The sequence below is a fragment of the Streptomyces sp. R28 genome (assembly GCF_041052385.1).
Classification (GTDB): Bacteria; Actinomycetota; Actinomycetes; order Streptomycetales; family Streptomycetaceae; genus Streptomyces.
The window spans coordinates 2,113,886-2,129,975 of the sequence record NZ_CP163439.1; the positions used below are offsets into that span (position 1 = coordinate 2,113,886).

Annotated in this window: 15 protein-coding genes; 5 read left to right on the plus strand and 10 right to left on the minus strand. The window is 70.7% G+C overall.

What is annotated here, in order from left to right; all coding sequences use genetic code 11:
* Nucleotides 1–126: 126 nt before the first annotated feature.
* Entirely contained in the window at nucleotides 127–561 is a 435-nt protein-coding gene (locus tag AB5J49_RS09235; RefSeq protein ID WP_369168045.1) for a GNAT family N-acetyltransferase, read from the minus strand.
* A gap of 90 nt (nucleotides 562–651) precedes the next feature.
* On the opposite strand from AB5J49_RS09235, the gene AB5J49_RS09240 reads away from it, so the two are divergent.
* Nucleotides 652–1,272: a DUF6461 domain-containing protein gene (locus AB5J49_RS09240; protein WP_369168047.1), complete on the plus strand. Its 621-nt coding sequence runs from the start codon at nucleotides 652–654 to the stop codon at nucleotides 1,270–1,272.
* Here the strand turns inward: AB5J49_RS09240 and AB5J49_RS09245 are convergent.
* On the minus strand, nucleotides 1,269–2,711 hold the full coding sequence (locus AB5J49_RS09245) for a PLP-dependent aminotransferase family protein (RefSeq protein ID WP_369168049.1): 1,443 nt from the start codon (nucleotides 2,709–2,711) through the stop codon (nucleotides 1,269–1,271). The two genes, AB5J49_RS09240 and AB5J49_RS09245, sit on opposite strands and share 4 nt — an antisense overlap.
* On the opposite strand from AB5J49_RS09245, the gene AB5J49_RS09250 reads away from it, so the two are divergent.
* On the plus strand, nucleotides 2,710–3,645 hold the full coding sequence (locus AB5J49_RS09250) for a DMT family transporter (protein WP_369168050.1): 936 nt from the start codon (nucleotides 2,710–2,712) through the stop codon (nucleotides 3,643–3,645). The two genes, AB5J49_RS09245 and AB5J49_RS09250, sit on opposite strands and share 2 nt — an antisense overlap.
* 95 nt (nucleotides 3,646–3,740) lie before the next feature.
* Nucleotides 3,741–3,935, plus strand: coding sequence for a DUF1918 domain-containing protein (locus AB5J49_RS09255; protein ID WP_369168051.1), 195 nt, complete (start codon nucleotides 3,741–3,743; stop codon nucleotides 3,933–3,935).
* A 22-nt stretch (nucleotides 3,936–3,957) separates the two neighbouring features.
* Here AB5J49_RS09255 and AB5J49_RS09260 read toward each other — a convergent pair whose 3' ends face one another.
* Nucleotides 3,958–5,202, minus strand: a complete 1,245-nt coding sequence (locus AB5J49_RS09260) for a glycoside hydrolase family 10 protein (RefSeq protein ID WP_369175086.1) — start codon at nucleotides 5,200–5,202, stop codon at nucleotides 3,958–3,960.
* Nucleotides 5,203–5,420: 218 nt separating this feature from the next.
* On the opposite strand from AB5J49_RS09260, the gene AB5J49_RS09265 reads away from it, so the two are divergent.
* On the plus strand, nucleotides 5,421–6,293 hold the full coding sequence (locus AB5J49_RS09265; protein WP_369168052.1) for a 3-hydroxybutyryl-CoA dehydrogenase: 873 nt from the start codon (nucleotides 5,421–5,423) through the stop codon (nucleotides 6,291–6,293).
* Between the two features lie 193 nt (nucleotides 6,294–6,486).
* Complete coding sequence (locus AB5J49_RS09270; RefSeq protein ID WP_369168053.1) at nucleotides 6,487–6,744, plus strand: hypothetical protein; 258 nt, start codon at nucleotides 6,487–6,489, stop codon at nucleotides 6,742–6,744.
* Nucleotides 6,745–6,759: 15 nt separating this feature from the next.
* On the opposite strand, the gene AB5J49_RS09275 is transcribed toward AB5J49_RS09270, so the two are convergent.
* From AB5J49_RS09275 to AB5J49_RS09305, 7 genes are all read right to left on the minus strand, one after another.
* Nucleotides 6,760–7,305 (minus strand): NUDIX hydrolase, encoded by a 546-nt coding sequence (locus AB5J49_RS09275; RefSeq protein WP_030054968.1) that lies wholly within the window; start codon nucleotides 7,303–7,305, stop codon nucleotides 6,760–6,762.
* 85 nt (nucleotides 7,306–7,390) lie between these two features.
* Complete coding sequence (locus AB5J49_RS09280) at nucleotides 7,391–8,731, minus strand: transcriptional regulator (protein ID WP_369168054.1); 1,341 nt, start codon at nucleotides 8,729–8,731, stop codon at nucleotides 7,391–7,393.
* Nucleotides 8,732–9,005: 274 nt separating this feature from the next.
* Entirely contained in the window at nucleotides 9,006–10,022 is a 1,017-nt protein-coding gene (locus AB5J49_RS09285; protein WP_369168055.1) for a PP2C family protein-serine/threonine phosphatase, read from the minus strand.
* A 178-nt stretch (nucleotides 10,023–10,200) separates the two neighbouring features.
* Nucleotides 10,201–12,714: a phenylalanine--tRNA ligase subunit beta gene (gene pheT, locus AB5J49_RS09290; RefSeq protein ID WP_369168057.1), complete on the minus strand. Its 2,514-nt coding sequence runs from the start codon at nucleotides 12,712–12,714 to the stop codon at nucleotides 10,201–10,203.
* On the minus strand, nucleotides 12,714–13,835 hold the full coding sequence (gene pheS / locus AB5J49_RS09295) for a phenylalanine--tRNA ligase subunit alpha (protein ID WP_369168058.1): 1,122 nt from the start codon (nucleotides 13,833–13,835) through the stop codon (nucleotides 12,714–12,716). The genes pheT and pheS overlap by 1 nt, the downstream gene beginning before the upstream one ends.
* A 147-nt stretch (nucleotides 13,836–13,982) precedes the next feature.
* Nucleotides 13,983–15,128, minus strand: a complete 1,146-nt coding sequence (locus AB5J49_RS09300; protein WP_369168059.1) for an ATP-binding protein — start codon at nucleotides 15,126–15,128, stop codon at nucleotides 13,983–13,985.
* 53 nt (nucleotides 15,129–15,181) lie between these two features.
* A complete protein-coding gene (locus tag AB5J49_RS09305; RefSeq protein ID WP_369168060.1) occupies nucleotides 15,182–16,030 on the minus strand; it encodes a TrmH family RNA methyltransferase in 849 nt (282 codons plus the stop codon).
* Nucleotides 16,031–16,090: the final 60 nt, after the last annotated feature.

Here is a 16,090-nt window from a genome sequence, read left to right on the forward strand (position 1 = left end):
GGCGTCACCGAGGGTGGACGAAACCTTACTGCGGGGTAAGGATCAGGCGGACAAGTCGCTGGAAATCGGCTGTTGGACATTCAAGTACAGCTGCTGGAGGAAGGGAGGAGCGCTGCCGCCCGGCAACTAGAAACAGAGGGCCATCCATTGGCCCGGCTTCTCCAGCGGCGCGAATCCGAGCTTCTCGTAGACGCCGTGCGCGTCGTGCGTGGCGAGCAGCATCCGCTTCAACCCGTACGGCCGCAGGTGCTCGCGTACGGCCCCGACGAGCGCCGTGCCGATCCCCTTGCCCCGCGCCGACGGGTTGACGTACACATCGCACAGCCACGCGAAGGTCACCCGGTCGGTGACGACCCGGGCATACGCCACCTGCTCCCCCGAAACCGTCTCGTACACCCCGAAGTTCAGCGAACCCTCGATCGCCCGGTCCTGCTTCTCCCGCGCCCGCCCGATCGCCCAGTACGCGTCCGTGGACAGCCACCGATGCACGCGCTCGGCGTCGATGCGGTGGGGGTCGGTCGAGATCTCGTAGCCGTCGGCGAGGGGCGGGGTGTCGGTCATGCGGCGAGGCTCGCAGGGCGAGGGCGGCGGCGTCGAGCAGTTTTCCCCGGCCGGCGGGGCGTTGTCAGTGGCGGGTGCGATGCTGCGGGCATGACTGGGACGACGACTGCGGCAGACTATGCGTGGCTGGAAACGCGGTACCCGCACCTGACGGAGGCCTACTGCGTCACGCTGGTGCGCGGACTCGCCCCCGAGGCTCTCCTGACGGAGTTGAAGGCCGCGCCGAAGCCTGGCCTCACCGGCGTCGACGCGTTGGTCGAGCCGAGTTACGACGAGTGGGACGACCACGACGGCGAGATGCTGTTCGTCGGTGTCACCGCCGTCGACGACTGGTCGCTGATGGTCGAGTTCAACGGCTACCTCGGCATCCGGGCGAAGGCCATGCTCCCCGTCTCGCGCGGCCGCACAGTGGTCTCCCACTTCCGCAACGTCAACGCGGTGGATCACTTCTACTGGTTCGAGGACGGCGACACACGCCTGCATTTCGAGCCGCTCTTCGCCCACGCCCGCGACGGCAGCCACCCCGACGAACTCCTCATGGAGATGCGGGAGTCGGGCTTCGACCTGAGCGACGGTGACGACCGGTACCACACCGGCCACACCGAGGCCGCCTTCGCCCTGGCCCACCGCATCACCGGCATACGTCTGACCCCGGAGATCTTCGCGTCCGCCAGGTTCACCTGCGGTATCGCGCCGGTGCCCCGCGGCTAGAGCACCTCGTCACAGGCCGCCCGCAGCCGCCGTACCCCCTCCGTGATCTCCCCCACCCCCGCCACCGCCGCGAAGCTCAACCGCAGATGCCCGGCCGGAGGTTCCGCGCTGAAGTACGGACGGCCGGGCGTGATCGCGACGCCCGCGCGCAGGGCGGCGAGGGTCAGGGCGGACTCGTCGGTTCCGTCGGGCAGGCGGAGCCACAGGTGATAGCCGCCGGAGGGGATGTGCGGGAGGGCGAGTTCGGGGAGGCCGAGGCGCAGGGCGGACGTCATCGCGTCGCGCCGCGTCTTCAACTCGGCGGAGATCGCCCGCAGATGACGCGGCCAGGCGGGCGAGCCCACGAGTTCGAGTGCGGCCTCCTGTAGGGGCCGGGGCACGAAGAAGGTGTCGACGACCTGGATGGCGCGCAGCCGCTCCAGCACCGGACCATGGGCCGCGAGCGCACTCAGCCGGAAGCTCGGGGAGGTCGCCTTGGTCAGGGAGGAGACATGGACGACGACACCGTCGGGATCGTCGGCGGCCAGCGGACGCGGCAGGGGTCCCGCGTCCTCGTGCACCAGCCGCCGTACGAAGTCGTCCTCCACGACGAAGGCACCGGCCTCGCGCGCGATGCGCAGCACCTCGCCGCGCCGGTCGGGGGCGAGCATCGCGCCGGTCGGGTTCTGGAACAGCGGCTGACAGACGAACACGCGGGCGCCGGTCGCCCGGAAGGCGTCGGCGAGCAGGGACGGCCGCACACCGTCCGCGTCGACCGGGACGGGGACCGGGCGCAGACCGGCCGCGCGGGCGATCGCCAGCATGCCCGGGTAGGTGGGCGACTCGACCAGCACCGGTGCGCCCGGCGGAGCGAGTGCCCGCAGCGCGGTCGTCAGGGCCGACTGACCGCCCGCGGCGATCAGCACCTCGGCGGCCGTGACGGCGCCGCCCGGCCCGCCGATGCCGCGCGCGAACCACTCCCGCAGCTCCGACAGCCCCTCCATGGGCGGCCTCCCCCACGCACCGGGGCGACGGCCGGCCCGGGACAGCGCGGCGGACATCGCCCGCTCCGGCTGCAACGACTGGTGCAGATAACCGCCGTTGAACTCGATCACGCCGGGCGGCGGAGCGGAGAGCGAGACCAGCACCCCGGAGGCGTCCACCGAGCGCGGCACGAGCTCCGTGGCGGCGTCCGCGCTGAGCGCCACCTCCTGCCAGGAGGTGTCCCCGACGGAAGCGGACCGCGCGTGCGGCTCGGCGCGGAAGGCTCCGGCGCCGGGCCGGGTGACCACCAAGCCCTCGGCGGCCAGCTGCCCGAGGGCACGGGAGACGGTCACCGGGCTCACCCGGAACCGTTCGACGAGGGCTCGGCTCGACGGGAGCTTTCCACCTGGAGAGTAGCGGTCCAGCTCTCGTCGCAGCTGATTCGCCAGTTCACCGACACTGCTACGCTCTTGCATGGGAATAGAGAATAGCGCTACCACCCCGAGTGCGATAGCAGTCACCACCCCGGCCGCTCCGGTCACCCCCGCCAGGACAAACCTCCGTGGCACCCTCCAGGCCGCCCTCGGCGTCGCGGCCTTCTCCCTCACCTTCCCCGCCACCGCCTGGGGCCTGGAGGGTTTCGGCGCCTGGTCCCTGGTCGCCGTGCGCAGTGTGCTGGCCGGGCTGATCGCGGGCGGCTGTCTGCTCGCCCTGCGCGTGCCGCTCCCCGCCCGCCGCCGCTGGGCGGGCCTCGCGGTGGTGGCCGCCGGAGTGGTCGTCGGCTTCCCCCTCCTCACCACGCTGGCGCTGCAGACGTCGACCACCGCGCACGCCGCCGTCGTGGTCGGGCTGCTCCCGCTCACCACCGCCCTGTTCTCCGCCCTGCGCGTCGGCACCCGCCCCTCCCGCACCTTCTGGACGGCGGCGTTCGCGGGCGCGGCCGCCGTGGTCGCCTTCACCGTGCAGCAGAGCGGCGGCGCCCTGACCACCGCCGATCTGTACCTGTTCGCGGCGCTGCTGGTGTGCGCGGCCGGCTACACCGAGGGCGGCCGGCTGGCCCGGATCATGCCGGGCTGGCAGGTGATCGGCTGGGCGCTGGTGCTGTGTCTGCCGCTGAGCGTGCCGGCCGCCGTACTGGCGCTGTCGTACGAACCCGTCCACCTGACCTGGCACGGCGTGACCGGACTGCTGTGGCTCGCGGCGGGCTCGCAGTTCCTCGGCCTGGTCGTCTGGTACCGGGGCATGGCGGCGATCGGCATCCCGAAGGCCAGCCAGTTGCAGTTGGCCCAACCCCTGCTCACACTGGTGTGGTCGGTGCTGCTGCTGGGCGAGCACCTGACAGTGGCCGCCCCGCTGACGGCCGCGGCGGTGCTCGTGTGCATCGCCGTGACCCAGCGCGCGCGTGGCTGAGCGGGCCCTGACGACCCACTTCCAACCACCGCTCCACGCCGTAGACTCAAGGCCACGGACCGCTGCTCCCGCTCCTCGTGAGGAGGCCCAACCAGATGCATGCAATCGTGGGCGACCAGCTTGTCCAGCACGGCAGGGTGGTCGGGCAACAAGACAAGGTCGGCGAGATCGTCGAAATCCTGGGCCAGGAGGGCAACCCCCCGTACCGCGTCCGTTTCGAGGACGGGCACGAGGGCCTGTGCTCCCCCGGCCCCGACGCCGAGATCCGTCACAGGGACACGATGAAGTAGCTCGGCGAGCAGATCGAGCAGATCAGCGCGGCGGAATCGCCGGCCGCCCGTAGTGGTCGGCGACCACCCGTGCCATCGCCCCGATCCGGTCCGTCGCCACGTCCTTCGCGGCGAAGAAGACGTGCCCGCGCGCCTCCACGTGGTCCTTGGCCAGGGTGAGATGCCGGGACAGCTCGGCCTTGTCCTGCCAGGCCGCGGGCTGCGCCGGATCGCCGGCCTTGTACAGCGCCTCGCCTAGGTACAGCCTCGTCCGGCTGCCGCGCGCCACCTCCGCCCACCAGGGCACGAGCTTCGCGTAGTCGGCGGCCGCGAAGTCGATGTTCCAGTACAGCTGCGGGCAGATGTAGTCGATCCACCCCTCGCGCACCCACTTGCGGGTGTCCGCGTAAAGGTCGTCGTACGTCTGCACGCCCGCCCGTGAGTCGGAGCCGAGGGGGTCGGTGGCGGCGTTGCGCCACACGCCGAACGGGCTGATGCCGAACTCCGTGCTGGGCCGGATCTTCCTGATGCCGGCCGCCATCTCCTGGACCAGCTGGTCGATGTTGTCCCGCCGCCACTCGGCCCGGGTCGCGAAGCCGCCGCCGTAGCGGTCGTAGGCGTCGTTGTCGTCGAAGGTCTGGCCCGCCACCGGGTACGGGTAGAAGTAGTCGTCGAAGTGGACCGCGTCGACCGGGTACCTCTTCACCGCGTCGAGCATCGCCTTCTGCACGAAGGCACGGACCTCGGGCAGCCCCGGGTTGTAGTAGAGCTTGCCGCCGTACGTCACCACCCAGTCCGGGTGCCGGCGGGCGGGGTGGGATTCGGCCAGCCTGGTGGGGTCGGTGTGGTTGGCGATGCGGTACGGATTGAACCAGGCGTGCACCTGCAGACCACGGGCGTGAGCCTCCTCGACGGCCGTGCCGAGCGGGTCCCAGCCGGGGTCCTCGCCCTGAGTCCCGGTGAGTACCTGCGACCACGGCTCGTACGGCGAGGGCCACAGGGCATCGGCCGTCGGCCGTACCTGGAGGATGACCGTGTTCAGGCGGCTTTCCACCGCCGCGTCCAGGTGAGCGATCAGCTCGGCGCACTGTTCGTCGGCGCTCAGCCCCGGCTTGGAGGGCCAGTCCCGGTTCGCCACGGTCGCCACCCACACACCGCGCATCTCGCGGGTCGCCCGGCGCCGGGCCGGCTTCGTCGTTCCGCCCGCCATGGCGGAACCGGCCGCCACCGCGCCGCCTCCCGCCACGAGCGCCGACAGGGTGGTCACCGCGAACGCCCGACGTGACATCCGCGACTTGCGGTGCAGCATCTTCTTCCTACCTCCGTGTGCCGTGGTCAAGGGCCCACCCCGTGACAGATCCGTGCTCTGCGGATCGCGCCCCGCGTCAGCCTTTCATGAGGCACCCGAACGATCGATCATGCTTCGCCGAAGGTAACGTGCAGGTTTGGAGCAGGCGCCGAACAACGGCGGTCCTGCCGCATTCGTGGACCAGCGAAGGGGTCGATGTGACCGGCATCTCCGGAGATATTGCACGCGTCGGTGTGGTGGGCTGCGGCCAGATGGGAGCGGGCATCGCCGAGGTCTGCGCCCGCGCCGGGCTGGACGTGATGGTCGCCGAGACCACCGGCGAGGCCCTGGAGATCGGCCGTACCCGACTGTTCACTTCCCTGACCAAGGCTGCCGAGCGCGGCAAGATCAGCGAGGAGGAGCGGGACGCCACGCAGGCGCGGCTGTCCTTCACCACGGATCTGGGCGAGTTCGCCGACCGTGACCTGGTGATCGAGGCCGTCGTGGAGAACGAGCAGGTGAAGACCGAGATCTTCCAGGTGCTCGACCAGGTCGTGACCCGCCCGGACGCGATCCTGGCCTCCAACACCTCCTCGATCCCGCTGGTGAAGCTGGCGGTCGCCACCTCGCGCCCCGACCAGGTGGTCGGCATCCACTTCTTCAACCCGGCCCCGGTGCAGCAGCTCGTCGAGCTGATCCCGGCGCTCACCACCTCCGAGGGCACGCTGGCCCGTGCCCAGCAGTTCGCCGAGAAGCTGCTCGGGAAGCACGCCATCCGCGCCCAGGACCGCTCCGGCTTCGTGGTGAACGCGCTGCTGATCCCTTACCTCCTCTCCGCGATCCGGATGTTCGAGACGGGCATCGCCAGCCGCGAGGACATCGACAACGGCATGGAGATGGGCTGCGCCCACCCGATGGGCCCGCTGAAGCTCTCCGACCTCATCGGCCTGGACACGGTCGCCTCGGTGGCACAGAGCATGTACGACGAGTTCAAGGAGCCGCTGTACGCCGCTCCCCCGCTGCTGCAGCGCATGGTCGACGCGGGCCGGCTCGGCCGCAAGACCGGATCGGGCTTCTACACCTACGGCTGATTACAGACCGTCAGATTCCGGCCAAGTACACGGGCCCGGCACCGAGAAGGTGCCGGGCCCGCGCCATTCACACACCGTGTGCGCTCCGGGCTCGCATATGCCCCTCGCACACTCTCCCCAGGCGTCCACCAGGCGAGTTCACTTTCCTTGCGCATGCAAGGGATGAGAGACCACTACGGAAAGGAGCGGACTCGTGACCGTCGATCCCGAGCATCCGGTCGTGTCTGGAGAACTCGCAGAGTTACGACGTCGTCTGGACGTCGCCTACGCCCGCGTGGAGGGCGGGCTGGCTCTGCTCACCCACCGCACCGAGGAGACCGCCAAGGAAATCGACGAGCTGAACACCCGGATCCACACACTGGAACACGCGCGCTGGCCGCTGCCCGCGGTCGCCGCCCTCACCGCCGTGGGTGCTCTCGTCGTGGCGATCTGGCAGGCCGTCGGGCATTAGATCCGGGACGCCACTTCAGGGCAGGACGTCCTGCCCGAGCCTGAGATGGTGCAGCAGAAGTAACGCGGCCGCCATGTTGGCGGCCGGGACCTCCCCACGGGCGACCATGTCGGGGACGAGCTTGAGCGGGACCCACTCCCGGCGGTCCGACTCGAAGTCGTCCACGGGATGCCCGACATACTCGCCCTCGTCGGCCCAGTAGATGTGGTGCCGGGCGTCGGTGAGCCCGTTGGAGGGCTCCACGCTCATGAGGTGGTGCAGGGGTCCCGGCCGCCAGCCGGTCTCCTCCTCGAGTTCCCTGGCGGCCGCGCGGACGATGTCCTCGCCGTCCTCGACGACGCCGGCCGCGAGCTCCCACCCCCAGCTGTCGGTGATGAAACGGTGGCGCCACAGGAGGAGGACTTCATTGGCCTCGTTGACCACCGTGGCCACGGCGACCGGCCGCAGCCGTATGAGGAAGTGGTCCAGGTGCCTGCCGTCCGGCAGCTCCACGTCTGCCAGGTTGACGGTGAACCAGCGGTTTTCATACACAGTTTGTTCGTTCTGTTTCGTCCACTGCACGGTTCTGCCACCTTCCGTCGAGTAAGTGGCAATATCGCAGCAGGGACTATGCGGTGTCGGTGTTCGAGTACCGGCTTGCGGCGACCTAAAGCGGTACGCGCAGTGCTCCGTCGATGAGTTCGGCGGCCTCGGAGGTGCCCGCGCAACCGCTTCGCACCAGGTATTCGCGTACCGCCCGGAGTCTGTCGCGCAGGCGCTGGGACTCCATTCCCCGGGCCTGCTCGGCCATCTGCACGGCGGTGGCCACCGCCTTGTCGGCATGGCCCTGGCGCAGCTCGATCGTGCTGAGCATGGCGAGCCGGTGCACCCGGCCGCGGTCATGGGCGGGATTGTCGACGGCGGCCGCGGCGTGCTCCCCCGCTGCGGCCAGCTCCCCGAGGCTGAGCAGCGCCTCCGCCACCTGGACGTTGACGAGTCCGGGCTGGACATAGCCCGTTTCGTCGGGTTCGTATCCGCGGCGGATGCGTTCGGCGGCCTGCTCGGCACGCCGGATGCAGGACAGGGCACTCGTGCCGTCGCCGAGGTGGGCGTACGCCTTCGCCTGCATCGCGTACAGGTCGGAGGCGAGCGCCGGGGTGATGTGCTTGCCGGCGGCCCGCAGCGCGGCCTCCGCGAAGGCGACGGCCTGGCGGAACTCCCGCATGAACAGCGCCTGGTTGACGAGAAGGGCGATCACATACGCGCCCAACCCCCGGTCCCCACTGGCCTTCGCGAGCCGCAGCGCCTGGTGGAAGTAGCGCTGGGCGAGCCCGTGCGCGTCGGAGTCGTACGCGCAGATCCCGGCGACCGCCACCAACCCGCCCGTGGCCCGGTGCAGTTGACGCCCCGTGGCATCGGTGTAGCTGCCGCGCAGCAGCGGGGCTGCTTCGGCGTTGAGGAATCCGACGATCCGGGTGCGGGTCGCTATGCCGCCCGCCTTCCGGTACATCTGCTCGTAGTGGGTGCGCGCGGCACGCAGCATCTCGATGTCGCCGGAGGTGACCCGATGCCGGCCGCCGCGCGACACGTCCACGTCCTCGGGCGGGTTCTCCCACTCCCACACTGGCATGACGGCCGGCGTTCCCGTGACCGCGGGCGCGCCCAGGATGTGCGGCCGCTGCTGCTCGTCGGAGCGCCACAGCGCGGTGGCCCGCTCCACGAAGCCGGACAGCGAGGTGGTGTGCGCGACCGACGCGTCGCCGGGCACGCCGAGGCCGATGTCGTCGAGCGTGACCGTACGGTGCAGCCGGGTGGCGAGCACCTCGCAGATCAGGTCGGGCACCTGGCCGCGCGGCCGCTGCCCCTTCAACCACCGTGCGACGGCGGTGTGTTCGTATCTGAGCGCGAGCCCGCGCGCTCTTCCTGCCTGGTTCACGTGTGCGGCCAGCCCCGCGTGCGAGATCCCCGCCTCGTCCAGGATCGCGTCGAGCAAGGTGTTGGGCTGCATGTATGCCCCCCGGATGGCTCGGTGCCGTCAGAGTAGTGCGAACGCCTTCACACGGGGTGTGAACGGAGTGCGCGAATCCGCAGCGTGCGCGCGCTGTTGCGGAGAGTTTCCAACCGGTTGACTGAAATGCCTCGCAAGAGGCCGGCCGGGCCGCCGGCTCCCCCTCGTACAGTGCGGCGGCCCGCTTCCGCGCCGTCCGCCCAGCTGCCTGCCCGACACTCCGTGGCTGGGCGGATGGCGACTCGTCGCCATTGCGTCAAAGGTGGTGTGTCGACTACGGGTTGTGCGTGGCTCCTCGCGCCCCTATGGGTGCGCTGCACTGGACGTGGGTTCTGTCGTTGCCCAGCACCAGTAGCGCGATGTCGTCCGCCTGCCTTCCCCTTGTGTGGCGGAGGACGGCCGTGAACAGGGTGCGCAGGATCGTCTGCGGGGTGATCGAGTGGTGGCGTACGGCTTCGAGGAGCGCCGTCCGCAGGGGAAAGAACCGGCCTCTCGGGTCCCTCGCGTCCTCGACACCGTCCGTGTACAGGACGAGCGAGTCGCCGGGCAGGAGAGAGCCGCAGGGCAGCGGGGTCAGTTCGGCCGGGAGCGGGAACGGGCCGAGGGGCGGGAGGGGGTCGGTGTCGGCGAGGGGTTCCACGGTCGTGCCGGTCAGCAGATACGGCCAGGGGTGACCGCAGTTGAGGGCGGAGATCTCGCCGTTCCGGCCGATCTCCAGCAGCAGTACGGTGACGAACTCCTCGGCGACCGGGTCGTCGCGCGACCGCTCGCGCAGGTGCCGGGCCAGGGCCCGGTCCAGTCTGCGCAGGACCCGGCCGAGGTCGGGTTCGTCGTGGACGGCCTCGCGGAAGCTGCCGAGGACCGCGGCGACCGTGCCGATGGCGGCGATGCCATGGCCGCGTACGTCGCCCATCACCACTCGTACGCCGTGCTCGGTGGCGATGACCTCGTACAGGTCACCGCCGACACAGGCACTGCGATCCGCGGAGAGCTGGGCGGCGGCGACGTTCAGCCCGTCGATGCGCGAAGGCAGCGGCCGGAGCAGCGCGTTCTGCGCGGCACCGGCGACCTTGCGCACTTGCCGGAGCTCACGCAACAGCGCCCGCCTGACATGCACGATCAACCCCGTGCCCACGGCGAAGAAGACGGCACTGGTGACGAGGCGGGCGCCCAGGCTGTCCTCCTGGGCGAGCGGGCAGGCCAGCTTGTACGTGATCGCCATCGCGCCCCAGCCGGTGGGCAACCCCCACGCGAGCACCTTGCGGGGAACCCGACCCTTGATGCGGAACATGCCGATGGCCCCCCAATAGGCCCTGACAACGCAGAACGGACCGACCCCGAAAGGCCGGTCCGATTCTGTCGAGGGATGACCCGGAAGTACCAGATCACCCAGAGAAGTCACCCTATTGAGTGAGGTGACTACAACGCCCTGAGGGGCGCGGGACTGTGCCGATGTGCGGCTCCGACCGCTAGCCCCTGAGAACAGCTCCCGTACGCTCCCCGGCAAGGGCAACCGCCGCGTCCCTGGCCGCCGAAGCCTCGTCGACGGTCAGCGTCCGGTCCCCCGCGCGGAAGCGCAACGCGTACGCCAGCGACTTCTTCCCGTCACCGAGCTGCTCGTCATTGACGTAGACGTCGAACAGCCGGATGGCTTCGAGGAGTTCACCCGCCCCGTCACGCAGCGCGGCCTCGACCTCCGCCGCCGGCACCGGCTTGTCCACCACGAGGGCGACATCCTGCGTGGCCACCGGGAACGTGGAGATGCTCGGCGCCTGAGGCGTACCGTCACCGACCTGTTCCAGGGCGTCCAGGTCCAGCTCCATGGCACAGGTGCGCGCGGGCAACCCCAGCGCCTTGAGCACCCTCGGGTGCAGCTCACCGGCGTGACCGACGACCCGCTCGGCGCCGTCGACGGTGATCGCCAGCTCGGCGCACCGCCCCGGGTGCCAAGGCCCGTACTGCCCGGTCCGCACGATCAGCTCGGCCCCGGCTTCCCGCGCCACGGCACGCGCCGCCTCGACCGCGTCGGCCCATGCGGCCGGACGGCCACCGCCCCACCAGCCGGCCTGCTCACGCGCACCGGCGAGGACGACGGCGACGTGCCGCGGCTGCTCGGGCAGCACGGCGTTCAGCGCGGCGATCTCCTCGCCGGTAGGGCGGCGGTCGACCGGCAGGTGCCCGGCGACGGGCTGCTCCGCACGCGGCTGGAAGACCAGGCCCGTCTCGAACAGAGCCAGGTCGTGCGAGCCCCGCCCGTCGTTGCGGCGCAGCGCGCCGAGCAGACCGGGCAGCAGCGACGTACGAAGCGCGGGCTCCTCGTCGTTGAGCGGGTTGACCAGCTTGACGACGCGGCGGGCCGGGTCGTCGGCCGCGAGGCCCAGCTGGTCGAAGACCTGCTCGCTGACGAAGGGGTAGTTCGGCGCCTCGACGTAGCCCGCGCCGGCCAGCGCGCGACCGACCCGCCGGTGCAGCCGCTGGCGGTGGGTCAGGCCACGTCCGGACGGCGGCTTGGGCAGCGTGGAGGGCAGGTTCTCGTAGCCCTCCAGGCGGATGACCTCTTCGGCCAGGTCGTTCGGCTCCAGCAGGTCGGGACGCCAGGACGGCACGGTGACGATCAGCTCGTCCTGCCCGTACACGTCGCAGCCGATCTGCTGCAGCCGCCGTACGACGGTCTCGCGGCCGTACACGACGCCCGCCACCTTGTCCGGGTGGTCGGCCGGGGTGGTGATGGTGTGCGGCCCGGACGGCGTGACGACCTCGGTGACACCGGCCTCCGCAGTACCGCCCGCCAGCAGGACCAGCAGATCCACCGTCCGCTGGGCCGCCGCGGCAGCCGCAGCCGGGTCGACGCCGCGCTCGAAGCGGCGGGACGCCTCCGAGGAGAGCTTGTGACGGCGGGCCGTACGGGCGATCGCGACCTGGTCGAAGTGGGCGGCCTCGATGACGACCTCGGTCGTGGCGTTCTCCACGTCCTCGTGGTCGGCGATCTCCGTGTTGGCGCCGCCCATGACGCCCGCGAGGCCGATGGGGCCGCGCTCGTCGGTGATGACCAGGTCCTCGGAGTGCAGCTTGCGCTCGACACCGTCCAGGGTGACGAGCTTCTCGCCCTCCGCGGCCCGACGCACACCGATCGTGCCCTGGACCAGGTTGCGGTCGTAGGCGTGCAGCGGCTGGCCGAGCTCCATCATCACGTAGTTGGTGACGTCGACGGCGAGCGAGATCGGGCGCATGCCGACCTTCTGCAGACGGCGCTGCAGCCAGATCGGGGAGCGCGCCTCGGGGCTGAGGCCGGTCACCGTGCGGGCGGTGAAGCGGTCGCAGCCGATCGGGTCGGAGACCTGCACCGGGTAGCCGAAGGCGTTCGGGCCGGGGACGTCGAGCAGGGCCGGGTCGCGCAGCGGGAGGCCGTAGCCGATGGCGGTCTCGCGGGCGACGCCGCGGATGGACAGACAGTCGCCACGGTTGGCGGTGACGGCGATGTCCAGGACCTCGTCGACCAGCTCAAGGAGCTCGATGGCGTCCTTGCCGACCTCGGTCTCCGGCGGCAGCACGATGATGCCGTGGGTGCCGTCGTCGCCCATGCCCAGCTCGCTGGTGGAGCAGATCATGCCGTGCGAGACACGGCCGTAGGTCTTGCGCGCGGCGATCGCGAAGCCGCCGGGCAGCACGGCGCCGGGGAGTACGACCACGACCTTGTCGCCGACCTGGAAGTTGCGGGCGCCGCAGATGAGTTCCTGGGGCTCGCCGGTGCCGTTGGCCTGGCCGACGTCGACGGTGCAGAAGCGGATCGGCTTCTTGAACTCCGTCAGCTCCTCGATGGTCAGCACCTGGCCGACGACGAGCGGGCCCTTGAGGTCGGCACCGAGGTGCTCGACGCTCTCGACCTCGAGACCGGCCGAAATGAGCTTGGCCTGGACGTCACGGCCGGTTTCGGTCGCCGGCAGGTCGACGTACTCCCGCAGCCAAGAAAGCGGGACCCGCATCAGATCTCCATCCCGAACGGCCGGGTGAACCGGACGTCACCCTCGACCATGTCTCGCATGTCTTCGACGTTGTGGCGGAACATCAGCATCCGCTCGATGCCGAACCCGAAGGCGAAGCCGCTGTACTTCTCCGGGTCCACGCCACAGGCGGTGAGCACCTTGGGGTTGACCATCCCGCAGCCGCCGAGCTCGATCCAGCCCTCGGAGGAGCAGGTACGGCAGGGGCGGTCGGGGTTGCCGACGGACTCGCCGCGGCAGACGTAGCACACCATGTCCATCTCGGCGGACGGCTCGGTGAACGGGAAGAAGTTCGGGCGCAGCCGGGTCTTCATGCCCTCGCCGAACAGCGACTGGACCATGTGGTCCAGGGTGCCCTTGAGGTCGGCCATGGTCAGACCCTCGTCCACGGCGAGCAGCTCGACCTGGTGGAAGACGGGGGTGTGCGTGGCGTCCAGCTCGTCGGTGCGGTACACGCGGCCGGGACAGATCACGTAGACCGGCAGCTCGCGGTCGAGCAGGGAACGGATCTGCACGGGCGAGGTGTGGGTGCGCAGCACGACACCGGACTCGGTACCGCCGTCAGGGCCCTGCACGAAGAAGGTGTCCGCCTCGCCGCGCGCGGGGTGGTCCGGGCCGATGTTCAGCGCGTCGAAATTGAACCACTCGGCCTCGACCTGCGGGCCCTCGGCGACCTCGTAGCCCATGGCCACGAAGATGTCCTCGATGCGCTCGGACAGGGTGGTGAGCGGGTGGCGGGCGCCGGCCGGTACGCGGTCGTACGGCAGCGTGACGTCCACGGCCTCCTCGACCAGCACCCGCTGGTCGCGCTCGGCCTCCAGCTCCGCCTGGCGGGCGGCGAGGCCCTTGTTGACCGCGCCGCGGGCCTGGCCGACCAGCTTGCCGGCGGCGGCCTTGGCGTGCGGCGGCAGGGCGCCGATCTCGCGGTTGGCCAGCGCCAGCGGGGAGGTGCCGCCGGTGTGGGCGACCTTGGCCTCCTGGAGCGCGTCGAGGGAGTCCGCGGTGGCGAAGGCGGCGAGCGCCTCGTCCCGCATGCGCTCGATCTCTTCCGGTTTCAACGCCTCGACCTCTACAGGGTCGTACGACTTATTCGGTGCCGACATCTCTTCCCGTGCTTCCGATTGGCTGGCGGATGGTCCCCGTACCGACTCGTGGACAGATCGTCACGGTTTTTGGGACACAAAGGTGCCAAAGGCCGAGTCTAACGGGGTTGAGGTAGGCGAATGCGCCCGTGGGGCTCGGTCCGGATCTCAGGTGAGATACGCCGGGGTCGCCACGGGCAACGTAAATCGGAACTGCGCGCCGCCACCGGGGGCGCGGCCGACCTCGATGGCGCCGCCGTGCGCCTCGACGATGCCTTTGACGATGTAGAGCCCGAGGCCCGTGCCGCCGCGCTTGCTGCCCCGCCAGAAGCGGGTGAAGACGCGGTTCATGGACTCCTCCGGGATGCCGGGCCCCTCGTCGCTCACCGTGACCGACGTGGCTGCGTTCTCATGGCCTTCCCCCTCGCGCGGGGACACCGTGGCCGTGATGTCAATGGTGACCGTTCCGTCGCCGTGCCGCACGGCATTTTCGATGAGGTTGCTGAGCACCTGGTCGATCTTGTCGGGGTCGGCCCACAGGGCGGGCAGCGGCTGTTCGATGCGCAGCAGGAACCGGTCGGCTGGCTGGCCGGCGGCGACGTAGGCCTGGATGTGCCGCCCCACGGCCGCGCCTATGTCGACGGGCTGGCGGCGCACCTCAAGGCGCCCGGAGTCGATCCGTGAGATGTCGAGCAGCTCGGCGATGAGCCGGGTCACGCGGTCGGCGTCGGCGTCGACGGTCTCCAGCATGAGCCGCTTCTGGTCGTCGGTGAACCGTTCCCACTTGGCGAGGAGGGTGGCGGTGAAGCCCTTGACCGAGGTGAGTGGCGAGCGCAGCTCGTGGGCGACGGTGGCGATCAGCTCGGCGTGACTGCGCTCGGTGCGGCGCCGGGCCTCGGTGTCGCGGAGCGAGACGACGACACGGCGTACGGGCCCCGTGGGCTCGCTGCGGACGTACCGCACCGAGACGAGCACCTCACGCCCGCCGGGAAGGAGGAGGTTACGCTCAGGCTGCCTGCGCCGAATGGCGAGGCCGCCGTACGGATCGGTCAGCTGCCACCAGCGCCGCCCCTCCAGGTCCTCTAACGGCAGGGCCTTCTCCAGCCGCTGCCCGAGGGCGTCGGCGGCGCGGACGGCGGTGACGCGCTCGGCGGCGGCGTTGAAGCAGATGACGTGCCCGTGCTCGTCGGCGACGACGAGGCCGTCGGGCAGGTCGTCGGGATCGATGCCGAGCTCGGCTGGATCACCGGAACAGGACGCGGACGGCCGCCGCACCTCCCGTGCCCCCGGCGCGCTGCTCGTGCCGACACTCATCCCCGCACCCCACCTCTCACGACGGCTGAGGGGCCTCCGAGCTGGTCACCCTACTAGCTCTCGGTGACGGTGCGGCACCCTCCGGAGGCGCGCTGTGCACGGGCCGACGCATAGAGACATACGGCGGCGGCGGTGGCGAGGTTCAGGCTCTCGGCCTTCCCGTGGATCGGGACGCGCACGACGGCGTCGGCCAGCGCGCGGGTCTCCTCCGGAAGCCCCCAGGCCTCGTTGCCGAACACCCAGGCGGTGGGCCCGCCCATGGTCCCCTTGTCGAGCTCGTCGTCGAGATCGTCGGTCCCGGCTCCGTCGGCGGCGAGGATGCGCACACCGGCGCGCTTGAGCCCCTCGACCGCGTCCTGGACGGGGACGCCGACGGCGACGGGCAGATGGAAGTGGGAGCCGACGGAGGCCCGCACGGCCTTGGGGTTGTACAGATCGACGGAGGCATCGGTCAGGACGACGGCCTCGGCTCCGGCGGCATCGGCGCACCGCAGGACGGTCCCCGCGTTACCGGGGTCCCGGACGTTCGCGAGTACGGCGACCAGTTTGGGCCGGGCCGCCAGGATCTCCTCGAAGGGGGTGTCGAGGAACCGGCAGATCCCGACGAGCCCCTGCGGGGTGACGGTCGTCGAGATGTCGGCGATGACCTGCTCGGAGGCGAGGTGCACGCGCGCGCCGACGGCCCGGGCCTCGCCGATGATGTCGGCGTACCGCTCCGCGGCGTCGAGCGTGGCGAACAGTTCGACCAGGGTGTCCGCGTGCCCGGCCGCCTCCCGCACGGCCTGCGGCCCCTCCGCGAGGAACAGCCGCTCCTTGCCCCGGAAGTTCCGCTTGGCGAGCCGCCGGGCGGCCACGACGCGGGGGGAACGGGGGGAGATCAGCTCGGGGCTGGCGGAGGTCATGCGCTTCACCTTCGGTACTGGGGGAACACAACGGACCCGCAGGCCGGAAGCCTACGGGTC

Bases quoted from the DNA above. Each gene is read 5' to 3' on its own strand.
- AB5J49_RS09280 (WP_369168054.1), bottom strand. From the start codon at position 8,731: ATGCAGCCCAACACCTTGCTCGACGCGATCCTGGACGAGGCGGGGATC.
- AB5J49_RS09300 (WP_369168059.1), bottom strand. From the start codon at position 15,128: ATGAGTGTCGGCACGAGCAGCGCGCCGGGGGCACGGGAGGTGCGGCGG.
- AB5J49_RS09235 (WP_369168045.1), bottom strand. From the start codon at position 561: ATGACCGACACCCCGCCCCTCGCCGACGGCTACGAGATCTCGACCGAC.
- AB5J49_RS09245 (WP_369168049.1), bottom strand. From the start codon at position 2,711: ATGCAAGAGCGTAGCAGTGTCGGTGAACTGGCGAATCAGCTGCGACGA.
- pheS (WP_369168058.1), bottom strand. From the start codon at position 13,835: ATGTCGGCACCGAATAAGTCGTACGACCCTGTAGAGGTCGAGGCGTTG.
- AB5J49_RS09305 (WP_369168060.1), bottom strand. From the start codon at position 16,030: ATGACCTCCGCCAGCCCCGAGCTGATCTCCCCCCGTTCCCCCCGCGTC.
- AB5J49_RS09285 (WP_369168055.1), bottom strand. From the start codon at position 10,022: ATGTTCCGCATCAAGGGTCGGGTTCCCCGCAAGGTGCTCGCGTGGGGG.
- AB5J49_RS09250 (WP_369168050.1), top strand. From the start codon at position 2,710: ATGGGAATAGAGAATAGCGCTACCACCCCGAGTGCGATAGCAGTCACC.
- pheT (WP_369168057.1), bottom strand. From the start codon at position 12,714: ATGCGGGTCCCGCTTTCTTGGCTGCGGGAGTACGTCGACCTGCCGGCG.
- AB5J49_RS09240 (WP_369168047.1), top strand. From the start codon at position 652: ATGACTGGGACGACGACTGCGGCAGACTATGCGTGGCTGGAAACGCGG.
- AB5J49_RS09260 (WP_369175086.1), bottom strand. From the start codon at position 5,202: ATGTCACGTCGGGCGTTCGCGGTGACCACCCTGTCGGCGCTCGTGGCG.
- AB5J49_RS09255 (WP_369168051.1), top strand. From the start codon at position 3,741: ATGCATGCAATCGTGGGCGACCAGCTTGTCCAGCACGGCAGGGTGGTC.